Annotated in this window: 24 protein-coding genes, 2 pseudogenes and 1 riboswitch; of the genes and pseudogenes, 13 read left to right on the top strand and 13 right to left on the bottom strand. The window is 71.6% G+C overall.

Features of this window, described 5'->3' with window-relative positions; genetic code table 11:
* Complete coding sequence (locus ACZ56U_RS27100; RefSeq protein WP_469086577.1) at positions 1-372, bottom strand: hypothetical protein; 372 nt, start codon at positions 370-372, stop codon at positions 1-3.
* Positions 369-1133: a LytR/AlgR family response regulator transcription factor gene (locus ACZ56U_RS27095; RefSeq protein WP_469086576.1), complete on the bottom strand. Its 765-nt coding sequence runs from the start codon at positions 1131-1133 to the stop codon at positions 369-371. Before ACZ56U_RS27095 ends, ACZ56U_RS27100 begins: the two co-directional genes overlap by 4 nt.
* Positions 1134-1211: 78 nt before the next feature.
* Between ACZ56U_RS27095 and ACZ56U_RS27090 the strand changes: the two genes are divergently transcribed.
* The 5 genes from ACZ56U_RS27090 to ACZ56U_RS27070 all read left to right on the top strand — a co-directional run bounded on the left by ACZ56U_RS27090 (position 1212) and on the right by ACZ56U_RS27070 (position 6148).
* On the top strand, positions 1212-1703 hold the full coding sequence (locus ACZ56U_RS27090; RefSeq protein ID WP_469086575.1) for an Lrp/AsnC family transcriptional regulator: 492 nt from the start codon (positions 1212-1214) through the stop codon (positions 1701-1703).
* A gap of 148 nt (positions 1704-1851) precedes the next feature.
* Positions 1852-2676, top strand: coding sequence for a dimethylargininase (gene ddaH / locus ACZ56U_RS27085; RefSeq protein ID WP_469086574.1), 825 nt, complete (start codon positions 1852-1854; stop codon positions 2674-2676).
* On the top strand, positions 2673-3890 hold the full coding sequence (gene rocD, locus ACZ56U_RS27080) for an ornithine--oxo-acid transaminase (protein ID WP_469086573.1): 1218 nt from the start codon (positions 2673-2675) through the stop codon (positions 3888-3890). Before ddaH ends, rocD begins: the two co-directional genes overlap by 4 nt.
* A 444-nt stretch (positions 3891-4334) precedes the next feature.
* Positions 4335-5060 carry a lysophospholipid acyltransferase family protein gene (locus ACZ56U_RS27075; protein WP_391236747.1) on the top strand — a complete coding sequence of 242 codons (726 nt, stop codon included), beginning with the start codon at positions 4335-4337 and terminating at the stop codon, positions 5058-5060.
* A 74-nt stretch (positions 5061-5134) separates the two neighbouring features.
* Positions 5135-6148 (top strand): NAD-dependent epimerase/dehydratase family protein, encoded by a 1014-nt coding sequence (locus ACZ56U_RS27070; protein ID WP_469086740.1) that lies wholly within the window; start codon positions 5135-5137, stop codon positions 6146-6148.
* Positions 6149-6184: 36 nt separating this feature from the next.
* Here the strand turns inward: ACZ56U_RS27070 and ACZ56U_RS27065 are convergent, their stop codons facing one another.
* From ACZ56U_RS27065 to ACZ56U_RS27030, 8 genes are all read right to left on the bottom strand, one after another.
* Positions 6185-7786 (bottom strand): alpha/beta hydrolase, encoded by a 1602-nt coding sequence (locus ACZ56U_RS27065; RefSeq protein ID WP_469086572.1) that lies wholly within the window; start codon positions 7784-7786, stop codon positions 6185-6187.
* Positions 7787-7899: 113 nt separating this feature from the next.
* On the bottom strand, positions 7900-8655 hold the full coding sequence (locus tag ACZ56U_RS27060; RefSeq protein ID WP_469086739.1) for an urease accessory protein UreD: 756 nt from the start codon (positions 8653-8655) through the stop codon (positions 7900-7902).
* Entirely contained in the window at positions 8652-9329 is a 678-nt protein-coding gene (ureG, locus tag ACZ56U_RS27055) for an urease accessory protein UreG (RefSeq protein WP_469086571.1), read from the bottom strand. Before ureG ends, ACZ56U_RS27060 begins: the two co-directional genes overlap by 4 nt.
* 216 nt (positions 9330-9545) lie before the next feature.
* A complete protein-coding gene (locus tag ACZ56U_RS27050) occupies positions 9546-10220 on the bottom strand; it encodes an urease accessory protein UreF (protein ID WP_469086570.1) in 675 nt (224 codons plus the stop codon).
* Positions 10220-11941 carry an urease subunit alpha gene (locus tag ACZ56U_RS27045; protein WP_469086569.1) on the bottom strand — a complete coding sequence of 574 codons (1722 nt, stop codon included), beginning with the start codon at positions 11939-11941 and terminating at the stop codon, positions 10220-10222. The genes ACZ56U_RS27050 and ACZ56U_RS27045 overlap by 1 nt, the downstream gene beginning before the upstream one ends.
* Positions 11934-12245, bottom strand: a complete 312-nt coding sequence (locus ACZ56U_RS27040; protein WP_469086568.1) for an urease subunit beta — start codon at positions 12243-12245, stop codon at positions 11934-11936. Before ACZ56U_RS27040 ends, ACZ56U_RS27045 begins: the two co-directional genes overlap by 8 nt.
* A gap of 11 nt (positions 12246-12256) precedes the next feature.
* On the bottom strand, positions 12257-12559 hold the full coding sequence (locus ACZ56U_RS27035) for an urease subunit gamma (RefSeq protein WP_058928538.1): 303 nt from the start codon (positions 12557-12559) through the stop codon (positions 12257-12259).
* 110 nt (positions 12560-12669) lie between these two features.
* Positions 12670-13317, bottom strand: a complete 648-nt coding sequence (locus ACZ56U_RS27030; RefSeq protein ID WP_469086567.1) for a TetR/AcrR family transcriptional regulator — start codon at positions 13315-13317, stop codon at positions 12670-12672.
* A gap of 115 nt (positions 13318-13432) precedes the next feature.
* Here ACZ56U_RS27030 and ACZ56U_RS27025 point away from each other — a divergent pair, with 115 nt between their 5' ends.
* On the top strand, positions 13433-14434 hold the full coding sequence (locus tag ACZ56U_RS27025) for an ABC transporter permease (RefSeq protein WP_469086566.1): 1002 nt from the start codon (positions 13433-13435) through the stop codon (positions 14432-14434).
* 106 nt (positions 14435-14540) lie between these two features.
* Here the strand turns inward: ACZ56U_RS27025 and ACZ56U_RS27020 are convergent.
* Positions 14541-14660: pseudogene (locus ACZ56U_RS27020) on the bottom strand (prevent-host-death protein); the annotation flags it as partial.
* On the opposite strand from ACZ56U_RS27020, the pseudogene ACZ56U_RS27015 reads away from it, so the two are divergent.
* The 3 genes and pseudogenes from ACZ56U_RS27015 to ACZ56U_RS27005 all read left to right on the top strand — a co-directional run.
* Positions 14659-14899 (top strand): annotated as a pseudogene (locus ACZ56U_RS27015) (ATP-dependent Clp protease proteolytic subunit); the annotation flags it as partial. The pseudogenes ACZ56U_RS27020 and ACZ56U_RS27015 sit on opposite strands and share 2 nt — an antisense overlap.
* A 7-nt stretch (positions 14900-14906) precedes the next feature.
* Positions 14907-15215, top strand: coding sequence for a hypothetical protein (locus ACZ56U_RS27010; protein WP_469086565.1), 309 nt, complete (start codon positions 14907-14909; stop codon positions 15213-15215).
* Positions 15216-15574: 359 nt separating this feature from the next.
* A riboswitch (cyclic di-AMP (ydaO/yuaA leader) is annotated at positions 15575-15771 on the top strand.
* A 3-nt stretch (positions 15772-15774) separates the two neighbouring features.
* Positions 15775-16248 carry a C40 family peptidase gene (locus ACZ56U_RS27005; RefSeq protein ID WP_391236780.1) on the top strand — a complete coding sequence of 158 codons (474 nt, stop codon included), beginning with the start codon at positions 15775-15777 and terminating at the stop codon, positions 16246-16248.
* Between the two features lie 98 nt (positions 16249-16346).
* Here the strand turns inward: ACZ56U_RS27005 and ACZ56U_RS27000 are convergent, their stop codons facing one another.
* The gene (locus ACZ56U_RS27000; protein WP_469086564.1) at positions 16347-16805 is read right to left on the bottom strand and encodes an ATP-binding protein; all 459 of its coding nucleotides are present in this window, start codon (positions 16803-16805) and stop codon (positions 16347-16349) included.
* Between the two features lie 211 nt (positions 16806-17016).
* Here ACZ56U_RS27000 and ACZ56U_RS26995 point away from each other — a divergent pair, with 211 nt between their 5' ends.
* Positions 17017-17886 (top strand): helix-turn-helix domain-containing protein, encoded by an 870-nt coding sequence (locus ACZ56U_RS26995; RefSeq protein WP_469086563.1) that lies wholly within the window; start codon positions 17017-17019, stop codon positions 17884-17886.
* A gap of 9 nt (positions 17887-17895) precedes the next feature.
* Entirely contained in the window at positions 17896-18117 is a 222-nt protein-coding gene (locus tag ACZ56U_RS26990) for a DUF397 domain-containing protein (protein WP_469086562.1), read from the top strand.
* Between the two features lie 36 nt (positions 18118-18153).
* Here ACZ56U_RS26990 and ACZ56U_RS26985 read toward each other — a convergent pair whose 3' ends face one another.
* Positions 18154-19281: an 8-amino-7-oxononanoate synthase gene (locus ACZ56U_RS26985; RefSeq protein WP_469086561.1), complete on the bottom strand. Its 1128-nt coding sequence runs from the start codon at positions 19279-19281 to the stop codon at positions 18154-18156.
* Between the two features lie 147 nt (positions 19282-19428).
* On the opposite strand from ACZ56U_RS26985, the gene bioB reads away from it, so the two are divergent.
* Positions 19429-20658 carry a biotin synthase BioB gene (gene bioB, locus ACZ56U_RS26980; protein ID WP_469086560.1) on the top strand — a complete coding sequence of 410 codons (1230 nt, stop codon included), beginning with the start codon at positions 19429-19431 and terminating at the stop codon, positions 20656-20658.
* Entirely contained in the window at positions 20651-21931 is a 1281-nt protein-coding gene (locus ACZ56U_RS26975; protein WP_469086559.1) for an adenosylmethionine--8-amino-7-oxononanoate transaminase, read from the top strand. The genes bioB and ACZ56U_RS26975 overlap by 8 nt, the downstream gene beginning before the upstream one ends.

Here is a 21931-nt window from a genome sequence, read left to right as displayed (position 1 = left end):
TCATCGGTCCTCGACGAGGCGTACGAAGTCGCGCTCGTTGCGTTCCGCGCGGCGCACGTACCAGCGGGCGAGCAGGACCAGGGGGACGTACAGGCCGAAGCCGAGGACGGCCCACTGCACGCGGCGGGCGTCCGGCATCGCGGCGAACAGCAGCGGGAGCGGGCCGACGAGGAGGCCCAGGACAGCGAACACGGCGAGGGCGGCGCGCAGTTGGGTGCGCATGAGGGAGCGGACGTAGGTGTGGCCGAGGGTGGTCTGCTCGTCGATCTCGGTGCGGGGGCGGTAGTAGCCGGGGGCGCTGCGGGTTTGGCGGGGTGGCCCGGTGACGACGACCCGGCGGTCGGCGGGGCTGTGGTTCTGGGGCACCGTCACGTCCTCCTCATCAGCAGGTCCCGCAGCTCTCGCGCGTGGCGGCGGCTGACCTGGAGCTCCTCGGAGCCGACCAGGACGCTGACGGTGCCGGCGTCCAGGCGGAGTTCGCCGATGTGGCGCAGGGCGACCAGGTGGCGGCGGTGGATGCGCACGAACCCTCGGGAGCGCCAGCGCTCCTCCAGGGTGGACAGGGGGATGCGGACGAGGTGGCTGCCCTTGGTGGTGTGCAGTCGGGCGTAGTCACCCTGGGCCTCCACATGGGTGATGTCCTCGACGGGGACGAAGCGGGTGACGCCGCCGAGTTCGACGGGTATCTGGTCGGGGTCCGGCTCGCTCACCGGGATGCGCGGGGCGGCGTCCCGGATCTCGGTGGCCCGGATCTCCGCGGCCCGGCGGACGGCCTCGGCGAGGCGTTCCTTGCGGACGGGCTTGAGGACGTAGTCGACGGCCTTGAGGTCGAAGGCCTGGACGGCGAAGTCCTCGTGGGCGGTGACGAAGACGACCAGCGGCGGCCGGGCGAACCCGGTGAGCAGCCGGGCGAGGTCCAGGCCGTCGAGCCCGGGCATGTTGATGTCGAGGAAGACGACGTCGATCGCCTCGGGGCCGTGCGGTCCGGACTCCAGGGCCCGGTTGATGCGGCGCAGCGCCTCCGTCGCGTCCCCGGCGCCCTCCGCGGTGCCGATCCGGGGGTCGGCGTTGAGGAGGTACAGCAGCTCCTCCAGCGAGGGGCGTTCGTCGTCGACAGCCAGGGCGCGCAGCATGAACCCGGAGTGTAGGAGCAATTCGCACGTCTGCACACGTGCCGGGGCAGGGACGTTCTCGCTGGATACAGTGCCGACATGCACAGCGCCCCCACCCCGTTCGACGAGCTCGACCGGAAGATCATCACCGCTCTGATGGCGAACGCCAGGACGAGCTTCGCCGAGATCGGCATGGCCGTGGGGCTGTCCGCCACGGCGGTCAAGCGCCGGGTGGACAGGTTGCGGGAGACCGGTGTGATCACCGGGTTCACGGCCACGGTGCGGCCCTCCGCGCTGGGCTGGCGCACGGAGGCGTACGTCGAGGTGTACTGCGAGGGGGCGGCGCCGCCGCGGCGGCTCGCGGAGGTGGTCCGCAACCACCCGGAGATCACCGCGGCGATGACGGTGACGGGTGGCGCGGACGCGCTGCTGCATGTGCGGGCGCGGGACGTGGAGCACTTCGAGGAGGTGCTGGAGCGGATCCGGATCGAGCCGTTCATCCGGAAGACGATCAGCGTGATGGTGCTGTCCCATCTGATTCCGGAAAGTCCGGAGGCGGGCGCGAGCCAGCCCGCACCGACAGAGCCGTAAATATGCGCACCAGAACTGCGCTGCACCGGCAAAACACGCAGCATTCCTGCGCGGACACGCAATTCTTGTTCCTTGTCGGGCGTGGCCGTCACTTCCTACCGTGGTGTCAACCCTCAGTCGACAGCGCAGGAAGCGGAGGAACCCCTCTGTGTCCGACTCCCGTGTGCCGCGCCGACGGCGTTTCCTCGTCTGCGAACCCAGACACTTCGCCGTGCAGTACGCGATCAATCCCTGGATGCATCCCGACACCCAGGTCGACGTGGACCTGGCCCAGGAGCAGTGGCAGTCCCTGATCAGCGCCTATCGCACCCATGGCCACGACATCGACGCCGTGGAGCCGGTCCCCGGTCTCCCGGACATGGTCTTCGCCGCGAACTCGGCGGTCGTCGTCGGCGGCCGCGTCTTCGGCTCCCTGTTCCACGCGCCCGAGCGGCGCCCCGAGTCCACCCACTACGACCTGTGGTTCAAGCGGGCGGGCTACGACGTCCACCGCCCCGCGTCGGTCTGCGAGGGCGAGGGCGACCTCGTCTGGACGGGCCGGTACGTGCTGGCCGGCACCGGGTTCCGTACGACCCGGGAGGCTCACCGCGAGGTGCAGGAGTTCTTCGGCCACCCGGTGATCAGCCTGACGCTGGTCGACCCGCACTTCTACCACCTGGACACCGCGCTGTTCGTCCTCGATGACTCCGAGGGCGGGAACAACATCGTCTACTACCCGGAGGCGTTCTCGCCGGGCAGCCGTGAGGTGCTCGCCCGGCTGTACCCGGACGCGGTGCTCGCGACCCGTGACGACGCCATGGCGTTCGGCCTGAACTCGGTGTCCGACGGCCGCCACGTCTTCATCGCGCCGCGGGCCGAGGCGCTGGCCGCGCGCCTGGACGACCACGGCTATGTCCCCGTCCCCGTCGACCTCTCCGAGTTCCACAAGGCCGGCGGCGGCATCAAGTGCTGCACCCAGGAGATCCGCTCATGACCGCTGCCGTTCGCACGCACTCCTCCGCCGACCTGATCCGCGCCGAGGAGCCGGTGCTGGCGCACAACTACCACCCGCTGCCCGTGGTCGTGGCCCGCGCCGAGGGCACCTGGGTGGAGGACGTCGAGGGCCGCCGCTACCTGGACATGCTGGCCGGCTACTCGGCCCTCAACTTCGGCCACCGCCACCCGGCGCTGATCGAGGCGGCCCACCGCCAGCTGGACCGGCTGACCCTGACCTCCCGGGCCTTCCACAACGACAAGCTCGCCGAGTTCGCCGAGCGGCTCGCCAAGTTGACCGGCCTGGACATGGTGCTGCCGATGAACACCGGCGCCGAGGCGGTCGAGAGCGGCATCAAGGTGGCCCGCAAGTGGGCCTACGAGGTGAAGGGCGTCCCCGCCGACCGGGCGACGATCGTGGTCGCGGCGGAGAACTTCCACGGCCGTACGACGACGATCGTGTCGTTCTCCACGGACGAGACGGCCCGCGCCGGTTTCGGCCCCTTCACCCCCGGTTTCCGGATCGTGCCGTACAACGACCTCGCGGCGCTGGAGGCGGCGGTCGACGACACCACCGCGGCGGTGCTCATCGAGCCCATCCAGGGCGAGGCCGGCGTGATCATCCCGGACGAGGGCTATCTGACCGGCGTGCGCGAACTGACCCGCCGCCACGGCTGCTTGTTCATCGCGGACGAGATCCAGTCGGGCCTCGGCCGCACGGGCCGCACGCTGGCCGTGGAGCACGAGGGGGTCGTCCCCGACATGCTGCTGCTCGGCAAGGCGCTGGGCGGCGGCATCGTGCCGGTGTCCGCGGTGGTCGCGGGGCGGGAGGTGCTCGGTGTGCTCAAGCCCGGGGAGCACGGCTCGACGTTCGGCGGCAACCCGCTCGCCGCCGCGGTCGGCACGGCCGTGGTCGAACTGCTGGAGACGGGCGACTTCCAGCGCCGTGCCGCCGAGCTGGGCGTGGTGCTGCGGGAGGGTCTGGCGGAGCTGGTCGGTCACGGCGTCCTCGGCTTCCGGGCCCGCGGCCTGTGGGCGGGCGTGGACATCGACCCGGCGATCGGGACCGGTCGGCAGATCGGTGAACGGCTCATGCGGGAAGGGGTGTTGGCCAAGGACACCCACGGCTCGACGATCCGGCTGGCCCCGCCGCTGACGATCACGGCGGACGAACTCCGCTCGGCGCTGGACACGCTGCGGTCCGTGCTGGCGTAGCCGGTGCGTGAGGCCCGGAGCCGGAGCACCGGCTCCGGGCCTCACGCGTCCCTGGGCCTGCGCCGCCCCCGGGCCTCGCGCCGCCTCCCGGGCCTCGCGCCATCCCCGGGCCTCGCGCCATCCCCGGGCCTCACGCCGCCCCCGGGCCTCACGCCATCCCCGGGCCCCGCGCCGCCCCCAGGCCCCGCGCCGTCCCGCTATCGCACGAAGGGATGCGCGGTTCAAGGGCCGTCCTCCTGCCAGGGATCAGCGTGATCACGCCACCCTGGCGTGCCGGGTTGCTGCGGGTGGGCGTCATGGACAGGCTGGTGCGGCGGCCCTCCCCATCCGCGACCCCGTTCCCCGCGAACCCGCATGCACTTACACTGGCAGCCCCACGACACGCCGGTTGACCTGCTGGAACGCGGCGGTTGAACCGATCTGCCGGAGTGAGGAGCGCCCCTCTTGTTCTACTACCTGCTGAAATACGTGTTGTTGGGACCACTGCTGCGACTGGTCTTCCGACCTCGTATCGAGGGCCTGGAGCATGTACCGGCGTCCGGCGCGGCCATCGTCGCCGGCAACCACCTGTCCTTCTCGGACCACTTCCTGATGCCCGCGATCCTCAAGCGCCGCATCACCTTCCTGGCGAAGAAGGAGTACTTCACCGGCCCCGGCATCAAGGGCCGGCTCACCGCGTTCTTCTTCCGCAGCGCGGGGCAGATCCCGGTCGACCGCACCGGCAAGGAGGCCGGCCAGGCCGCCATCCGCGAGGGCCTCGGCGTGCTGAGCAAGGGGGAACTGCTCGGCATCTACCCCGAGGGCACGCGGTCGCACGACGGCCGGCTCTACAAGGGCAAGGTCGGGGTCGCGGTGATGGCGCTGAAGGCCGGGGTGCCCGTGATCCCGTGCGCGATGATCGGCACCTTCGAGGCGCAGCCGCCCGGCAAGGTCATCCCCAACATCCACCCCGTGGTGATCCGCTTCGGCGAGCCGCTCGACTTCTCCCGCTACGCCGGCATGGAGAACGAGAAGGCGATCCTGCGCGCCATCACCGACGAGATCATCTACGCCATCCTCAGCCTCTCGGGCCAGGAGTACGTCGACGAGTACGCGGCCGTCGCGAAGGCCGCGGAAGCCGCGGAACGCGCCGAGAAGGAGCGCCGGTTCCCCCGGATCCCCCTGCGCTGACCTCTGCTGTCGGCAGAAGGCCCTGGGTCCGGGGTACGTGGCCGTCGTACCGTCGCCGTATGACTCGACGTGCTGTGGTGATCGGAGCGACCGGGCAGATCGGCCGGGCGGCGGTGGGAGCGCTGGCCCGGGACGGGTGGGAGGTGACCGCCGTCTCCCGGGGCGGCGGGCGGGACGAGCGCTGGCCCGGGGACGTGCGGGTCGCCCGCGCCGATCGCGAGGACGACACCGCGCTCGCCACCGCGGTGGGCGACGGGTGCGATGTACTGGTCGACATGGTGGCCTACGGGGCCACGCACGCACGGCAGTTGACCGGCCTCGCCGATCGCGTCGGGTCCGCCGTCGTCATCTCCAGCGTCTCGGTGTACGAGGACGACAAGGGCCGCAACTTCGACACCCAGGACGAGCCGGACGGCTTCCCCGAGTACCCGGTGGGGATCACCGAGGACCAGCGGACCGTCCGGCCGGGAGAGTGGTCGTACAGCACCCGCAAGGCCGCGTTGGAGCGCGAACTCCTGGCCGCCGGTGAGCGGTTGCCGACCACGCTGCTGCGCGCCGGGGCCGTCCACGGGCCGCACTGCGGGACACCCCGCGAGCTGTACTTCGTCAAACGCAACCTCGACGGACGGACTCGGCGCGTCCTCGCCTACGGCGGCAGGAGCCGTTTCCACCCGGCGAGCGTCCACAACATCGCGGAACTGATCCGGCTGGCCGCGGCGCGACCGGGCACCCGCGTCCTCAACGCCGTCGACCCCGACGCGCCGACGGTGGCGGAGATCGCCCGGGCCGTCGACGCGGTGATGGGGGTGGAACGGGAGGACGTGCTCGTGGAGGGGCCGCCCCCGGCTCTCGGGGTCGGGGACACCCCCTGGTCGGTGCCCGTGCCGATCGTCTGTGACATGGGCGCGGCCGAGCGGGAGTTGGGCTACCGGCCGGTGGTCCGCTACGCGGAGACGCTGCCCGCGACCGTCGACTGGATCGAGCGGAACCTGGCCGGACGGGACTGGCGGGAGGCGTACCCGAAGATGGCGAAGTCGTACGGCGACCTCTTCGACTACGCGGCGGAGGACGCCTGGTTCAGGCCGTGAGAGAGGGGCGGCCCGACCGGGGCCGCCCCTCAGGTGTTACGGCTTCGGCGTCGCGTGCGGTCCGCACGTGACGTCGGCGGCGTCCAGCTTGCCGCTGAGCAGGTAGGAGTCCACCCGCTCGTTGATGCACGGGTTGACCAGGCTGGTCACACCGTGGGAGCCGGCGTTCTTCTCGGTGATCAGACGGGAGCCCTTGAAGCGCTTGTGCAGCTCGACGGCGCCCTCGTACGGGGTGGCCGCGTCACGCTCGGACTGCACGATCAGCACGCCCGGCAGGCCCTTGCCGGTCTTGACGTTCACCGGAGTCTGCTGCTTGACCGGCCAGGTCGCGCAGGGCAGGTTCATCCAGGCGTTGGACCAGGTGAGGAACGGGTAGTCCTTGTGCAGCCGGGTGTTGTCGCGGTCCCACTTCTTCCAGCTGGTGGGCCACTTGGCGTCGGTGCACTCGACGGCCGTGTAGACGGCGTTGCCGTTCTCCGAGGCGATGTTGCCCGCGGTGTCCGAGAGGTCGGGCGCGGCCGCGTCGACGAGCGCCTGGGTGTCGCCGGCGAAGTACTTGCTGAACACGGTGGCGACCGGGATCCACGAGGAGTCGTAGTACGGCGCGCTCTGGAAGAAACCGAGCAGTTCGGCCGGGCCGACGACCCCGCCGATGGGGTTCTTCTTGGCGGTGGCGCGCAGTTCGAGCCACTTCGCCTGCACCGCGGCACGCGTGGTGCCGAGGTGGAAGACGGCGTCGTTGGCGGCGACCCAGTCCTGCCAGTCCTTCCAGCGCATCTCGAAGGCGACGTCCTGGTCGAGGTTGGCCTCGTACCAGATCTTCTCCCGCGAGGGGTTGACCACGCTGTCCACGACCATCCGGCGGACGTGGCCCGGGAACAGCGTGCCGTAGACGGCGCCGAGGTAGGTGCCGTAGGAGACGCCGAGGAAGTTGAGCTTCTTCTCGCCGAGCGCGGCACGGATGACGTCCAGGTCGCGCGCGGTGTTCGGGGTGGTCATGTGCGGCAGCATCTCGCCGCTGCGCTCGTAGCAGCCCTCCGCGTACTCACGGGCGAGCTTGCGCTGGGCGCGCTTGTCGGCCTCGGAGTCGGGCACCGGGTCCATCTTGGGCGCCTTGACGAACTCCTGCGGGTCGACGCAGGAGATGGGCGCCGAGTGGCCGACGCCGCGCGGGTCGAAGCCCACGAAGTCGTATGCCTTGGAGGTGTTGACCCACACCGGGGCCTTGGTGGTGACCCGGCGCGGGAAGCGGAGGCCGGAGCCGCCGGGACCGCCCGGGTTGTAGATGAGCGCGCCCTGGCGCTCGGACTTGGTGCCGGTGTTGCCGATGCGGTCCACGGCGAGCTTGATCTGCTTGCCGTTGGGCTTGGCGTAGTCCAGCGGGACGGTGACCCAGCCGCACTGGATGGGCTTCTCGAGCCCCCAGTCGGCGGGGCAGTCCTGCCAGTCGATCCCGGCCTTCTCGGCACGGGCGGCGGCGATGGCGGCGCCACGCGCCTCACGGTCCTGGCCGTGCCGGCCGTCCGCACTCGCGCTCGCGGTGGGGGCCGTCACGGCCCCGGCTATCAGGGTCGCCGTGACCAGCACTCCGGCCGAGCCGAACGCCGCGGCCCGCCTTGTCGATCTGTCGTGCCTCAACTGGAACTCCCCTATGTCGTTGATGACACGGGGATCCTCGCGGCTGTGCGTTGCCTGAGGACAGGGGCGGACACGGTTTCTTTACCAATCCGATAAACGGAGCGGGGCGTTCGCTAGCCGAGCGAGGCCCATGCCTCGTCCAGCAGCCGCCGCAGTTTCAGCGCGTCCGGCGCCACGGCGCTCACCAGGACGGCTGGTCCGGCGAGCGGCACGAGCGCGGCACCGTCCCCGAGCACCCGTGCGGCGACCGGGTGCGCGGCGAACTCCGGCCGCACGATCAGCAGTTGCCCCACCGCTCGGTGCCCGGCCAGCACGGCGGGCCCGTCCCAGCCGCCCGGGGCGCCGGGGCCGCAGGTCAGCTCCTGGTCCAGAAGGGTACGCCCGGCCACGCGCAGAGTCAGCCGGCTGGAGAGCAGCCCGGGTTGCTCGGCGGCTCGCCCCAGTACCTGTTCCTCACGCAGCACGAGCCGCCCGGTCGCCGCCACGTCGGCCCGCGTACGGACGTACAGCTCGCTGCCCCGCACGGAGATCAACTGCTCGGGCAGCCAGTGCAGTTCTCCTCGGTCGGCGACCGTGAGCCGCACGTCGTAGCGCGCCTCTCCCTTGGCCTGTCCCGGCAGCGCGATGGTGGCGGCGGCGGATCCGACCCGCAGCCGGGCCCCCTCGGCCACCTCCGCCTCGACGGTGAAGCGGTCCCCGCCGAGCGGCCCGCTCATCGCGCCGACGAGCGTGACCCGGGCCTCGTCACCGCTCCCCCGGGTGCGCCGGACCGCCAGCGGCCCCTCGCCCTCCAGCACGGGCAGCGAGGTGCCACCGCGTCCGTCGTCCCGGGCCCCGATCCGCGCGGTCGCCGTGACGCCCGCCGTCATGCCGTCCACGCGGCCAGCTGCGCGCGCACCCACGCGGCGACGTCCGTCACCCCGGCCTCGCCGCGCAGCGACTGGAAGACGACCGGCAGTTCGGCGCGCTGCGCCTTGGCGTCCGCCGCCATCCGCGCGAGGTCCGAGCCGACATAGGGGGCCAGGTCGGTCTTGTTGACCACGAGGAGGTCGGCGGTGGTGACGCCGGGGCCGCCCTTGCGCGGGATGTCGTCCCCTCCGGCGACGTCGATCACGAAGATCTGGGCGTCCACGAGCCCCTTGGAGAAGGTCGCGGTGAGGTTGTCGCCGCCGCTCTCGACCAGCACGAGATCCAGCGGCCCGACCTCGTCCTCCAGGTCCTCCACGGCCTCCAGGTTCGCCGAGATGTCGTCCCGGATCGCGGTGTGCGGACAGGCCCCCGTCTCCACGGCGGCGATCCGCTCGGGCGGCAGGACGGCCTCCCGCAGCAGGAACTCGGCGTCCTCGCGCGTGTAGATGTCGTTGGTGACGACCGCGAGGGCCAGCTCGTCCCGCAGCGCCCGGCACAACGCGGCGACGGTGGCGGTCTTGCCGGAACCCACGGGCCCGCCGAGCCCGATCCGCAGGGCCCGGCGTGATCCGTCGGGGCGGTGCGCGTCCGCGCTGAGGGCGACGGGGCCGTCGTGGTGGTGGTCGAGGTGCATGTACGGCTCCTGCACGTAGTGGTCGGGTGCGGGTCAGTGGGGGCTGGTCGAGCGTTCCCCGCGCGCCTGGGTGGGGTGACTCAGCCCGTCCGGCGTTTGAGGACGAGGCCCCTTAAGGGCCGTTGGGGGTCTGGGGGCGGAGCCCCCCAGGGAGCGGGGTCGAAGGGGCGGAGCCCCTGGAGGATGGGACGGGTAGGGGCGGCGGGGCGAGAAAACTCACGACGCGAACAGCCGCACGGGCCAGGCCGCATGCGACTCCGCGGAGATCTCCAGCAGGGGCGCCGAAGCCGCGGGCAGCGCGTCGACCCCCTCGTCGACGACACTCCGCGCCGCCTCCACCGCCCGATCCGCGACGCGGTCCAGCTCCGGCGCCAACCGGGCCAGCACCGCCGTCGCCTCGAACGGATCCAGACTCAGCAACCGCACCGTCGCCGACGCCGGCCCGCTCACACTCTCGTAGGCGGCGCAGTACGCGGCGTCGAGGGGCTCCAGCCCGGCGGCCCGGGCCGCGATCCCCAACACCACCGGCTGATGCGCCCCCTTGGGGAACTCCCCGGCGAGGGCGTCGAGTTCCGCCGAGGGCCAGGTCGCCCGCGCGGCCCGCATCAGCTGCCGCCCGAGCCTGCGTGCGGTGACGCGCAACGCGGGCGACGGGGTACGCGCGTCCGCCGCGGCGTCCAACTCCACGGCGTCCACCCCAAGTACGGCCGCCGCGGCCAGCGAGGCCGACACCAGCCCCGTGGTGTGCAACCGCCCCCGGCAGAACTCCGCCAGGCTCGCCGCCCCGGTGAGCCGCCCGGCCCTGACGGCCGCCTCGGCTCCGCCGGAGTGCGCGTGCCCTCCGGCGGGGAAGCGGCCGTCGGCCAGGACGAGAAGCGCAGCCCTGGACATCAGAACAGGAAGTAACGCTGGGCGAGGGGCAGTTCGGCCGCGGGCGTGGCCTCGACGAGCTCCCCGTCGATGTGCACGGCGAAGCTGTCGGGATCGATGCGTACCGCGGGACGCGCGTCGTTCTCCCGCATGTCCGCCTTGGTCACCCCACGCGTCGACTCGATGGCGACGAAGCGCTTGCCCAGTTGCAGCCGCTCCGGCAGACCGTCCTCGATCGCCAGCGGGGCGACGAAGTTGAACGAGTTGGCGGCGGGCGCCCGCCCGATCGCGCCGTACATCGGGCGCGGCAGGATCGGCTGCGGGGTCGGGATGGAGGCGTTGGCGTCGCCCATCTGCGCGTAGGCGATCTGTCCGCCCTTGAGGACGAGGTGCGGTTTGACGCCGAAGAACGCGGGCTCCCACAGCACCAGGTCGGCGAGCTTGCCGGTCTCCACCGAACCGATCTCCCGGGCGAGGCCCTGCGCGACGGCCGGGTTGATCGTGTACTTGGCGACATAGCGCCGCACCCGGTGGTTGTCGGCCCGGCCGTCCCCCGGCAGCGCCCCGCGCTTGCGCTTCATGACGTGTGCCGTCTGCCAGGTCCGCAGGACGACCTCGCCGACCCGGCCCATGGCCTGGGCGTCGGAGGAGATGATCGAGATCGCGCCGAGGTCGTGGAGGATGTCCTCCGCGCCGATCGTCGTCGGCCGGATGCGGGACTCGGCGAAGGCCAGGTCCTCGGGCACCGCCGGGTTGAGGTGGTGGCACACCATCAGCATGTCGAGGTGTTCCTCGGCGGTGTTGACGGTGAACGGGCGGGTCGGGTTGGTGGAGCTGGGCAGCACGTGCGGCTCGGAGACGACGGTCATGATGTCCGGCGCGTGCCCGCCGCCCGCACCTTCGGTGTGGTACGCGTGGATGCCGCGTCCGGCGATCGCGGCGAGGGTGTCGCCCACGAACCCGGCCTCGTTCAGGGTGTCGGTGTGGATGGCCACCTGGATGCCCGTCCGGTCGGCCACCGTCAGCGAGGCGTCGATGACGGCCGGCGTCGAACCCCAGTCCTCGTGCAGCTTCAGCCCCAGCGCTCCCCCGCGGATCTGGGACAGCATCGCCTCGTGCGACACGGTGTTGCCCTTGCCGAGGAAGCCGATGTTGAGCGGGTACTGCTCCATCGCCTCCAGCATCCGGGCGAGGTGCCACGGGCCCGGCGTCACCGTCGTGGCCTTGGAGCCCTCGGCCGGTCCGGTGCCGCCGCCGACCAGGGTCGTGACGCCCGAGGACAGCGCCTCGTCGGCGATCTGCGGGCAGATGAAGTGGACGTGCGCGTCGACCGCGCCGGCCGTCAGGATCCGCCCGTTGCCCGCGATGACCTCGGTCTCGGGGCCGATGACGAGGTCCGGGTGGACGCCGTCCATCGTGTCGGGGTTGCCCGCCTTGCCGATGCCGGTGATCCGGCCGTCGCGGATGCCGACGTCGGCCTTGACGATCCCCCAGTGGTCGATGATCACCGCGCCGGTGATGACGGTGTCCGGGGTGCCGTCTGCGCGCGTAGCACGCGACTGCCCCATGGACTCGCGGATGACCTTGCCACCGCCGAACACCGCCTCGTCACCGGCGAGTCCGGGCCCGCCGGAACGGTCCTCCTCGATCTCGACGATCAGGTCGGTGTCGGCGAGCCGGATGCGGTCCCCGGTGGTCGGGCCGAACAGGTCGGCGTACGCGGCACGCGAGATCTCAGGCATCGAGGGCACCTCCGGTCTCCCCGCGCAGCCCGGGCACGATCCGGGCGCCGGTCAGCGGGACGAGTTCGACGTCGACGGGGATCCCGGGCTCGAAGCGCACGGCGGTGCCGGCGGCGACGTTCAGCCGCTTGCCGCGCGCGGCGGCACGGTCGAACTCCAGGCCGGGGTTGGCCTCGGCGAAGTGGTAGTGGGAGCCGACCTGGACGGGCCGGTCGGCGGCGTTGAGGACGGTCAGCCGGGTGACCTCACGGCCCTCGTTGTACACGATCGGGTCCGAGGCGAACAGGATCTCTCCGGGGATCACGGCGGCCCCCGTCAGACGATCGGGTCGTGGACGGTGACGAGCTTGGTGCCGTCCGGGAAGGTCGCCTCGACCTGGACGTCGTGGATCATCTCGGGGATGCCCTCCATGACGTCGTCCCGGGTGAGCAGCCTGCGTCCGGAGGCCATCAGTTCGGCGACCGTACGGCCGTCGCGGGCGCCTTCGAGGATGTGCGACGTGATGAGGGCGACCGCCTCCGGGTGGTTGAGCCTGAGCCCGCGGGCCCGGCGCTTCTCGGCCACGTCGGCCGCCACGTGGATGAGCAGCCTCTCTTGCTCGTGCGGGGTCAGTTGCACGTCCCACCTCACAGTCCTCGCTCCGGACCGTGCGGGGTCCGGTTGCCTCAGCCCCGGGCAAAGTCCCTGGTGGCGTGGCGGCAGGCTAGTTGGACCGCATTTCGGGCACGTTAACCGAGCTGTGATCCGTCGGAGGCGGCGCGCGGGTCCGGCATGCTCATCAGTGCCCGCAGACCGTCCCGGAGGATCTCCACCGGGGCGGCCCCGAACAGCGCCTGCTGGGCGAGGAAGCCGACCGCGACGGCGACCAGGGTGCGGGCCACGTGGTCCGGTTCCACATCGGATCGCATCATCCCGGCGCCCTGGTAGGCCTCGACGATCTTCGTCCAGGCCGCCCGCACCCCGCTGTACCCCTCGTGGAGCACGGCCGCCAGCTCCTTGTTGCGCTGGGTCTCCGCCCAGGCCTGGATGACGAGCCGTGGAAAGGCCGCCTCGCCGTCGACGGTCAGGTTCTCCCGGGAGGCCAGGGTCCGGCCGAGGACCAGGGTGAGGAGGGCGTCCGGCGGCAGGGGCGGGCTCTGCCGCGACGCCTCCTCGAAGGCCGCGCGCACCGAGCCCAGCACCTCGCCGACGACCGCGGCGATCAGCTCCTCCTTGCCGCTGAAGTAGCGGTACACCGCCCCGGCCGACAGGTCGACCTCCTTCAGCACGTCCTGCATGGACGTGGCGTGGAAGCCGTTGCGGGCGAAGCAGACCGCGGCGCCGTCGAGGATCTGCCGACGTCGGGCGTCTAGGTGTTCCTGGGATACGCGGGCCATGGCCGCCAGCCTAAAACGAACGTTCCTTCTTGACAAGAGGCGCTCCCGGAGAGACGGTGGAGGCAGCTAAAACGAACGATCCTTCTTTTTGGATCGCACTTGGAAGGAACCCACCATGTCCACCGCCCCCACCGGGAACGCCCGCCGTCTGATCGCGGTCGTCGTCCTCGTGCCGGTCGTCGCGGCCCTCGCCCTGTGGGCCTTCGCCTGGCCCGCCGCCCGCACCGCACCCCGCGATCTACCACTCGGCGTGGCCGGGCCCGCCGCCGCGACGGCCCAGGTGGAGAAGCGACTGGCGGAGCACGCGGGCGCGTTCGAGATCCACCGCTACCCGGACCAGGCCGCGGCCCGGGAGGCCATCGAGGACCGGACGGTGTACGGGGCCGTCGTCGTCACCGCGCGCGGTCCCGTTCTGCTCACCGCCTCGGCCGCGAGCCCGGTCGTGGCCCAGCTGCTCCAGCAGGCCGTGGTGGCACCCGCGGCGGCCCAGGGCACGCCGGTCAGGACGGTCGACGTCGTCGCCACCCCGGCCGCGGACCCGCGCGGCGCCGCCCTCAACGCCGGCGTGCTGCCCCTGGCCCTGGCCGGCCTGGCGGCGGGCGCGCTGGTGACGTTCACCGGGGTGCGCGGGACGCGTGCCGTGGCCGTCCTGGTCGGCACCGCCGCACTGGTCGGCGCTGTCGCCGCCGGTGTCGCCGACAGCTGGCTCGGGGTGTTCACGGGTGACTGGTGGGCGGAGGCGGGGGTGCTCGGGCTGTCGGTACTGGCCGTGAGCGGCGCGGTCGCCGGGCTCGCGGCACTGCTCGGCACCGCCGGGGTGGGCGTCGTCGCGGGCACGGTCATGCTCTTCGGCAACCCGTGGTCCGGGGCGGCCTCGGCACCGCAGATGCTGCCGGAGCCGGTCGGCACGATCGGGCAGTGGCTGCCGCCGGGGGCGAGCGCGACCCTGACCCGCTCGGTCGCCTACTTCGAGGGCGCGGGCGCTACGGGTCCCGCCCTGACCCTGGCCTGGTGGGCGGCGCTCGGCCTCGGCGCCGTGCTGCTGGGGAACGCCCTCAAGGAGCGGAAGAAGGACGTCGAGCCCGTGATCGAGCGGGAACTCGCGCCCGTCGGCTGACGGACCACCGCCGCGAGCGGGACCGTGCGCCCCGGTCGGCGCACGGCCCTCGCGCGTCCGGAAAGGCTCGGGGGAGCCCCGACGAAGGCTCAGGGAGCCCGATGCCTCAGGAGGCCCCGGGGCCGTGGTGGTGCGCCGTGATGCCGAACCGTTGCTGTTCGCGAGGGGCGGCAGCGACCTCGCGAACGGCGGAGACCGCGCTGATCACCTGTTCCTCGGCGGTCTCCCTGCCGCAGCCCGTGGAGGGACAAGCGAGCGATCTCGCCGTCCAGGCGGCGGAGTTGGGGCGCGTCCGGGCCTCTGGAGGAGCTGCTCGTACGGCACACCGGCCGCACCCCCGAACAGGTCACCGCGGACATCGAGCGGGACAAGGTCCTCGACGCCCAGGAGGCCCTGGAGTACGGCCTGGTGGACCGGAGCATCCCCAGCCGCAAGGCCCCCCGCCCCGCACCCGGCGACCGGTGAGCGGGCGATGCTGCCGCCGGAGCTCCCTCCCCTGCCCGCGCTGACGCGTGCCGAGGGCGAGTTGATCGACCGTTACCTCGACGCGGTCGACCTGCTCGGCCGGATCAACCCGGCGCCCGACGGGGACACCTACCGTGGACTGCGGGCCGCCCAGGCGCTGGTGACGAAGGCCGTCGAGCTGCGTGACGCGCTGGTGACCATGCATCAGCGCGGCGAGACCGAGCTGCACGCCCCGACCCTGGCCCGGGCGCTGCGGGTGCTCGACGGTGAGCGGCACACGGCCCGGGTCACCGTGCCGCCCTCCTCCGACAGTTGACGCGACCGCGACCGCGGCCGGTCCGGACGTTCCGCACCCTGCCGAGAGGTCCGGACCGGCCTTGAAACGGACCGAAAGACGTACCCCCTTTTGGAGTAGACCCCTCTCCTCGGACAGGGCCGTTCAGGTTGCGCAACGCGGGTAGCCCGAGCCCGGAACGAGGACCTCCGATGCTGGTCCGGGGGCCCGCGCCCCCCTGGACGCTCCCTCGAACAGACGAGTGTCCACCCGAACGGGTGAGTGGTGAGTAACGCCACAAATCCCCGATTCCATTGGGTTTTTCGGCGTGGAGTGCGTGAAGATCCCTGACTGACGACAAGACCCCGCCGCAGCGGCGGGGCGATCCGGGCGGACGCCGAGTCCTGCCGCCGCCTGGATGACCGGTCGACAGGAGTGGATCGGCAGGAGTGGAGGACCCAAGCACGACGGGTCGCCGGGACGGTCACGCCATGACCGGGCCTGAGCAGCCCTTGGGGTGAAGCCGCGTCAGCGGCCGGGCAACTTCGCCAGCCCGAATCCGACAGGTCATCCTTCACAGGCGGCTGACGAAGGGTTGCGCATGTCTGCGCTCAATCGTGTCCCGTCGCTCATGGTCCGGGCCGGTACGGCATCGGCTCTCACCATCGCCGCCGTGGGCGGCTCGATCGTGGTCCCGGGCGTCGCCTCCGACGCCGAGGCGGCCACATCGTCGACGAAGGCACTTCAGGTAGCGGCTTCCAAAAAAGGCTCCCCGTACAAGTACGGCGCCGCGGGACCGCACCGGTTCGACTGCTCCGGGCTCACGCTGTACTCGTTCAAGAAGGCGGGCAAGAAGCTGCCCCGTACGGCGGCCCAGCAGTACAACAAGACCCGCCATATCTCCGCGGGGAACCGCAAGGCCGGAGACCTCGTGTTCTTCCACTCCGGCTCCAGCGTGTACCACGTCGGCATCTACGCCGGTAAGGGCAAGATCTGGCACTCCCCGAAGAGTGGGGAGGTCGTGAAGCTTCAGAAGATCTGGACCAAGAGCGTCTGGTACGGCCGGGTCAAGTGACCCACCCCGTGCGGGTGAGGGCGGCCTGACCCGCCGTCACCCGCACGGGTCGTCGACGGCCCCTGAAGGGCGCCTCCGAGGACTCGGGGCGCCCTCTTTCACGGCTCCTGCTGACCCGCCGCGGAGACCGGCTCGGCCGGGACCACCCAGGGGAGTTCGATGGAGACGGTCTTGCCCCCCTCGCGGGTGGGCCGGACTCTCAGCTTGCCGCCGCACTCCGCGGTCAGCCAGCGGATGATCACCATGCCGCGGCCGTTGTCCTGCTGGACCGCGGCCGGCAGCCGCTTGGGGAAGCGGGGGTGGCTGTCGGTGACCCCGATACGCAGGTGTTCGTCGCGGTCCAGCTGGATGTCCACCGTGAAGGTGGGCGACTGCCCCAAGGTGTGCTGGACGGCGTTGGTGGTGAGTTCGGAGACGATGAGCCGGATCGCCTCGGCCACCTCGGTGTCGGCCGGCAGACCCCATTCCCCCAGGGTGCCGAGGACGTATGTGCGAGCCGCGGAGACCGAGGCGGGATCGCTCGGCAGAGTGACGGATGCTTCCAGATGGTCTGCCATGGCGACGCCGTCCCTTTCCCACGGGACCTGGTCCGACACGGAGCGGATGGGTCGAGTACGGTCCCGGACTGGTGCTTCATCGCCAGACTGCCATCACCGGGCCGGTCACGGTGCCGATCCACCAAGATATGCATATATCTGTCGCTCGAAGCGGTGAACTCTCCGACGGAAAACCGTATTTGGGCGGCCCGGAAGGAGTAGGGAGTAGCCCATGCAGCACGGTCCCGCGGTACGCCGCCGGAAACTGGGCGCCGAACTGCGTGCCTTGCGCACCGGTGCCGGGCTCACCAGTGGGGAGGCGGCCCGGCTGGTGGGCTGGCACCAGTCGAAGGTGAGCCGGATCGAGACCGGCGCGAGCGGTGTGAAACCGGCCGATGTGCGGTTACTGCTGGACGCCTACGAGGTGCACGACGCCCAACTCCGCGAGTTGCTGCTGGCGTTGGCGGGGTCCGACGAGGGCGGCGGACGGCACCACTGGTGGCACCAGTACCGCGGGGTACTGCCGCCGACCTACCGCGATTTCATCAGTCTGGAGTCCCAGGCGAGCGCGATGCGCACCCTGGAGACCTCCGTGGTGCCGGGGCTGCTGCAGACACCCGAGTACGCGCGCGCGGTGACGCGGGCCGCGGTGGGCGGGCTCGACGCCGGTCCGGACGAACGGCTCGACGCGCTGGTCGAGGTGCGGCTGGCCAGGCAGGACGTGCTGCGGGCGCAGCCGCCGCTGGAGCTGAGCGCGGTGCTCGACGAGGCGGTGCTGCGCCGGGACATCGGCGGACCCGACGTCATGGCGCGGCAGCTGCACCGACTCATCGAGGCGGCCCGGCTGCCCCAAGTGCGCCTCCAGGTCCTGCCGTTCGCCGCAGGAGCGCACATCGGCATCACCGGGCCTTTCGTAATCTTCTCCTTTTCGAGCAAATCTGATCTGGATGTCGTTGTTCTCGACCACTTGACGAGTAGCCTCTACCTCGAGCGGAAAGAAGACCTCCAGGCCTATACCGAGGCCTTCAACACCCTTCAGATCCACGCCCTTTCGCCCGAGGACTCGTTGGATTACATCGCCGGGATAGCAGACGGCGCGTAAGGAGGCACCATGTCCGCAATGCCTCGGAACGTTCCTTCCAGTACCGACTTGCACGGCGTGCGATGGCTGCGCAGCAGCTACAGCACCGGAGCCAACAACTGTGTGGAGACGGCTAGGCCAGGCACCGGTCCAGCGGCCGGACTGCTCGCCGTACGCGACTCCAAGAACCCGTCCGGACCCGCGCTGCTCTTCTCCCCCGAGAGCTGGGCGGGATTCACGGCCGCGTTCTGATCCCCGTCGTCGGGTACACGGCCGTGTCACGCCGACTCATGGCCGCGTCTCACCGATCACACGTACAGCGCGTTCGATCTGCGCCGCGGAGAGGTCCGCGCGGGCGGTCAGCCTGAGCCGTGAGATGCCGTCGGGGACGGAAGGAGGACGGAAGCAACCGACGGACACTCCCGCCGCACGGCAGTCCGCCGCCCACTGCACGGCCTCCTCCGGGGACGGCGCGCGCACGGAGACGACCGCGGCGTCCGGGCGTACCGCCTCGTGACCCGCGGCGGTCAGCCGTGCGTGCAGTTCGGCGGCCACCTCGCGGGCCCGCGCCGCGCGCTCCGGCTCGCGGCGCAGCAGCCGCAGGGCCGCCAGTGCCGCCCCCGCCGCGGCGGGGGCGAGGCCGGTGTCGAAGATGAAGGTCCGGGCCGCGTTGACCAGGTGGTCGATCACCCGGGCGGGGCCGAGCACGGCGCCGCCCTGACTGCCGAGCGACTTGGACAGCGTGACGGTCACCACGACGTCCTCGGCGCCCGCGAGTCCCGCCGCGTGCGGGGCACCCCGGCCGCCCTCCCCGAGCACCCCGAGGCCATGGGCGTCGTCGACGACCAGACCCGCGCCGTGCTCCCGGCACGCCTCGGCGAGCGCGGCCAGCGGGGCGGCGTCGCCGTCGACCGAGAAGACCGTGTCGGAGACGGCGACGGCCGGTCCGTCATGCGTCTGCAGCGCCTTGCGCACGGCTTCCGGGTCGGCGTGCCCGACGACCTGGGTGGTGCCGCGGGCCAGCCGGCAGCCGTCGATGAGCGAGGCATGGTTGCCGGCGTCGGAGACGATCAGTGAGCCGTGCGGGGCCAGCGCGGTCACCGCGGCGAGGTTGGCGGCGTACCCGGAGGAGAAGACCAGGGCCGCCTCGAACCCGCAGTATTCGGCCAGCTCGCGTTCCAGTTCAGCGTGGAGCTCGGTCGTGCCGGTGACGAGTCGAGAACCGGTGGAGCCCGCGCCCCAGGTCCGGGCGGCCCGGGCGGCGCCTTCCGTGACCTCCGGATGGCGGGCGAGACCCAGGTAGTCGTTGCTCGCCAGGTCCAGCAGCGGCGAGTCGGCGGGGCGGGGGCGCAGGGTGCGTACGAGTCCGGCGTGGTGGCGCAGCCGCGCCTGCTCGTCGATCCAGCCGAACGCCATGGGTCCTCCGGAGGTTTTGTAGGCAGCGAACAGACACTAGTGGGACAGGCAGCCCCCCACTGTGTGGCAATACCCACACAGCGAATGGCCGCTGTTGTGTGAACTCTCCTTGGCCCAAGACGGCTCCTTAGGACAGGATCAGTTTTCATGGACCTGCTGAACACGCTGGTGGACAAGGGGCTTCGGCGCGAGCTGCCGACCCGCGAGGAAGCTCTCGCCGTCCTCGCCACCTCCGACGACGACCTGCTCGATGTGGTGGCCGCGGCCGGAAAGGTGCGCCGGCACTGGTTCGGCCGACGGGTGAAACTGAATTACCTCGTCAACCTCAAGTCCGGCTTGTGCCCCGAGGACTGCTCCTACTGCTCGCAGCGGCTGGGCTCGACCGCCGGGATCCTGAAGTACACGTGGCTGAAACCGGACGAGGCCTCCAAGGCCGCCGCGGCCGGGCTCGCGGGCGGCGCCAAGCGGGTCTGCCTGGTGGCCAGCGGCCGCGGGCCGACGGACCGGGACGTGGACCGGGTCTCCGACACGATCAAGGCGATCAAGGACCAGAACGAGGACGTCGAGGTCTGCGCCTGCCTCGGGCTGCTCTCCGACGGCCAGGCCGAGCGCCTGCGCGAGGCGGGCGCCGACGCCTACAACCACAACCTCAACACGTCCGAGGCGACGTACGGCGAGATCACCACGACGCACACCTACGCGGACCGCGTGGACACCGTGCAGAAGGCGCACGCCGCCGGTCTGTCGGCGTGCTCGGGTCTCATCGCCGGTATGGGCGAGACGGACGAGGACCTGGTCGACGTGGTCTTCTCGCTGCGCGAGCTGGACCCGGACTCGGTGCCGGTCAACTTCCTGATCCCCTTCGAGGGCACCCCGCTGGCCAAGGAGTGGAACCTCACCCCGCAGCGCTGTCTGCGCATCCTGGCGATGGTCCGGTTCGTCTGCCCGGACGTCGAGGTGCGGATCGCGGGCGGCCGCGAGGTGCATCTGCGCACGATGCAGCCCCTCGCCCTGAACCTCGCCAACTCGATCTTCCTCGGTGACTACCTCACCAGCGAGGGCCAGGCCGGCAAGGCCGACCTGGAGATGATCGCGGACGCCGGCTTCGAGGTGGAGGGCGCGGGCGAGGTCACGCTGCCCGAGCACCGGGCCGACGTGGCCGCCGCCGCGGGCGGCTGCGGGTCGCACGGGAGCGCGGAGGGTGCCGGGTGCGGGTCGCACGGGGCCACGGAGGGCGCCGGGTGCGGGTCGCACGAGAGCGCCGGGTGCGGGTCGGTGTGCGGTGCGGCTCCGGAGCCGGCGGTCAACGAACCCCGTCCGGACCTGGTCGCCGTACGCCGTCGTGGTGCCGGAACGGACCTCGCGCCCAATGCCTGACCTGTCCGTCCCCGAGCTGCTGGAGCTCGACCGGCGGCATGTGTGGCATCCGTACGGTCCGATGCCGGGACGTGTCGAACCGCTCGTCGTGGAGTCGGCGAGCGGGGTACGGCTGCGGATGGCCGACGGCTCGGGTGAGCTGGTCGACGGCATGTCGTCCTGGTGGTCGGCGATCCACGGCTACAACCACCCGGTGCTGAACGAGGCCGCGCGCGAGCAGCTCGGGCGGATGAGTCACGTGATGTTCGGCGGGCTCACCCACGAGCCCGCCGTACGGCTGGCGAAGCTCCTTGTCGACATGTCGCCTGAGGGCCTGGAGCATGTCTTCCTCGCCGACTCCGGCTCGGTGTCGGTCGAGGTCGCGGTGAAGATGTGCCTCCAGTACTGGCGCTCCCTGGGCCGCGGTGAGAAGCGGCGCCTGCTCACCTGGCGCGGCGGCTACCACGGTGACACCTGGCAGCCGATGTCGGTGTGCGACCCCGAGGGCGGGATGCACGAACTGTGGAGCGGGGTCCTGCCGCGCCAGGTGTTCGTGGGAACCCCGCCGGCGGAGTACGAGGAGTCCTACGCCGAGGAGCTGCGCTCGGCGATCGCCCGGCACGCCGACGAGCTGGCCGCGGTGATCGTGGAGCCGGTGGTGCAGGGCGCGGGCGGGATGCGGTTCCACTCCCCCGCGTATCTGCGGGTGTTGCGCGAGGCGTGCGACGCCCACGACGTGCTGCTGGTCTTCGACGAGATCGCGACCGGCTTCGGCCGGACCGGCGCGCTGTTCGCGGCGGGGCACGCGGCGGTGACGCCGGACGTGATGTGTGTGGGCAAGGCGCTGACCGGCGGCTACCTGACCATGGCCGCCACCCTGTGCACCGCGCGGGTGGCGGACGGCATCTCGCGGGGCGAGGTCCCGGTACTCGCCCACGGCCCCACGTTCATGGGCAACCCGCTCGCCGCGGCCGTGGCCTGTGCCTCGATCGAGCTGCTGCTCGGTCAGGACTGGCTCGCCGAGGTCAAGCGCGTCGAGGCCGGCCTGCGCGAGGGACTGGCGCCGGCCCGGGACGTCCCGGGCGTCAAGGACGTGCGTGTCCTCGGCGCGATCGGGGTGGTCCAGCTGGACCACGACGTCGACATGAAGGCGGCGACGGAGGCGGCGGTGCGCGAAGGCGTGTGGCTGCGGCCGTTCCGCGATCTGATCTACACGATGCCCCCGTACGTCACCGGTGACGCGGACGTGGCACGGATCGCCCGCGCGGTGTGCGCGGCGGCTCGGGAGGGCTGA

The organism is Streptomyces sp. NPDC034103, from assembly GCF_055575395.1.
The sequence above is the reverse complement of the archived record's forward strand: the minus strand, read 5'-3'. Positions and strand labels throughout refer to the sequence as shown.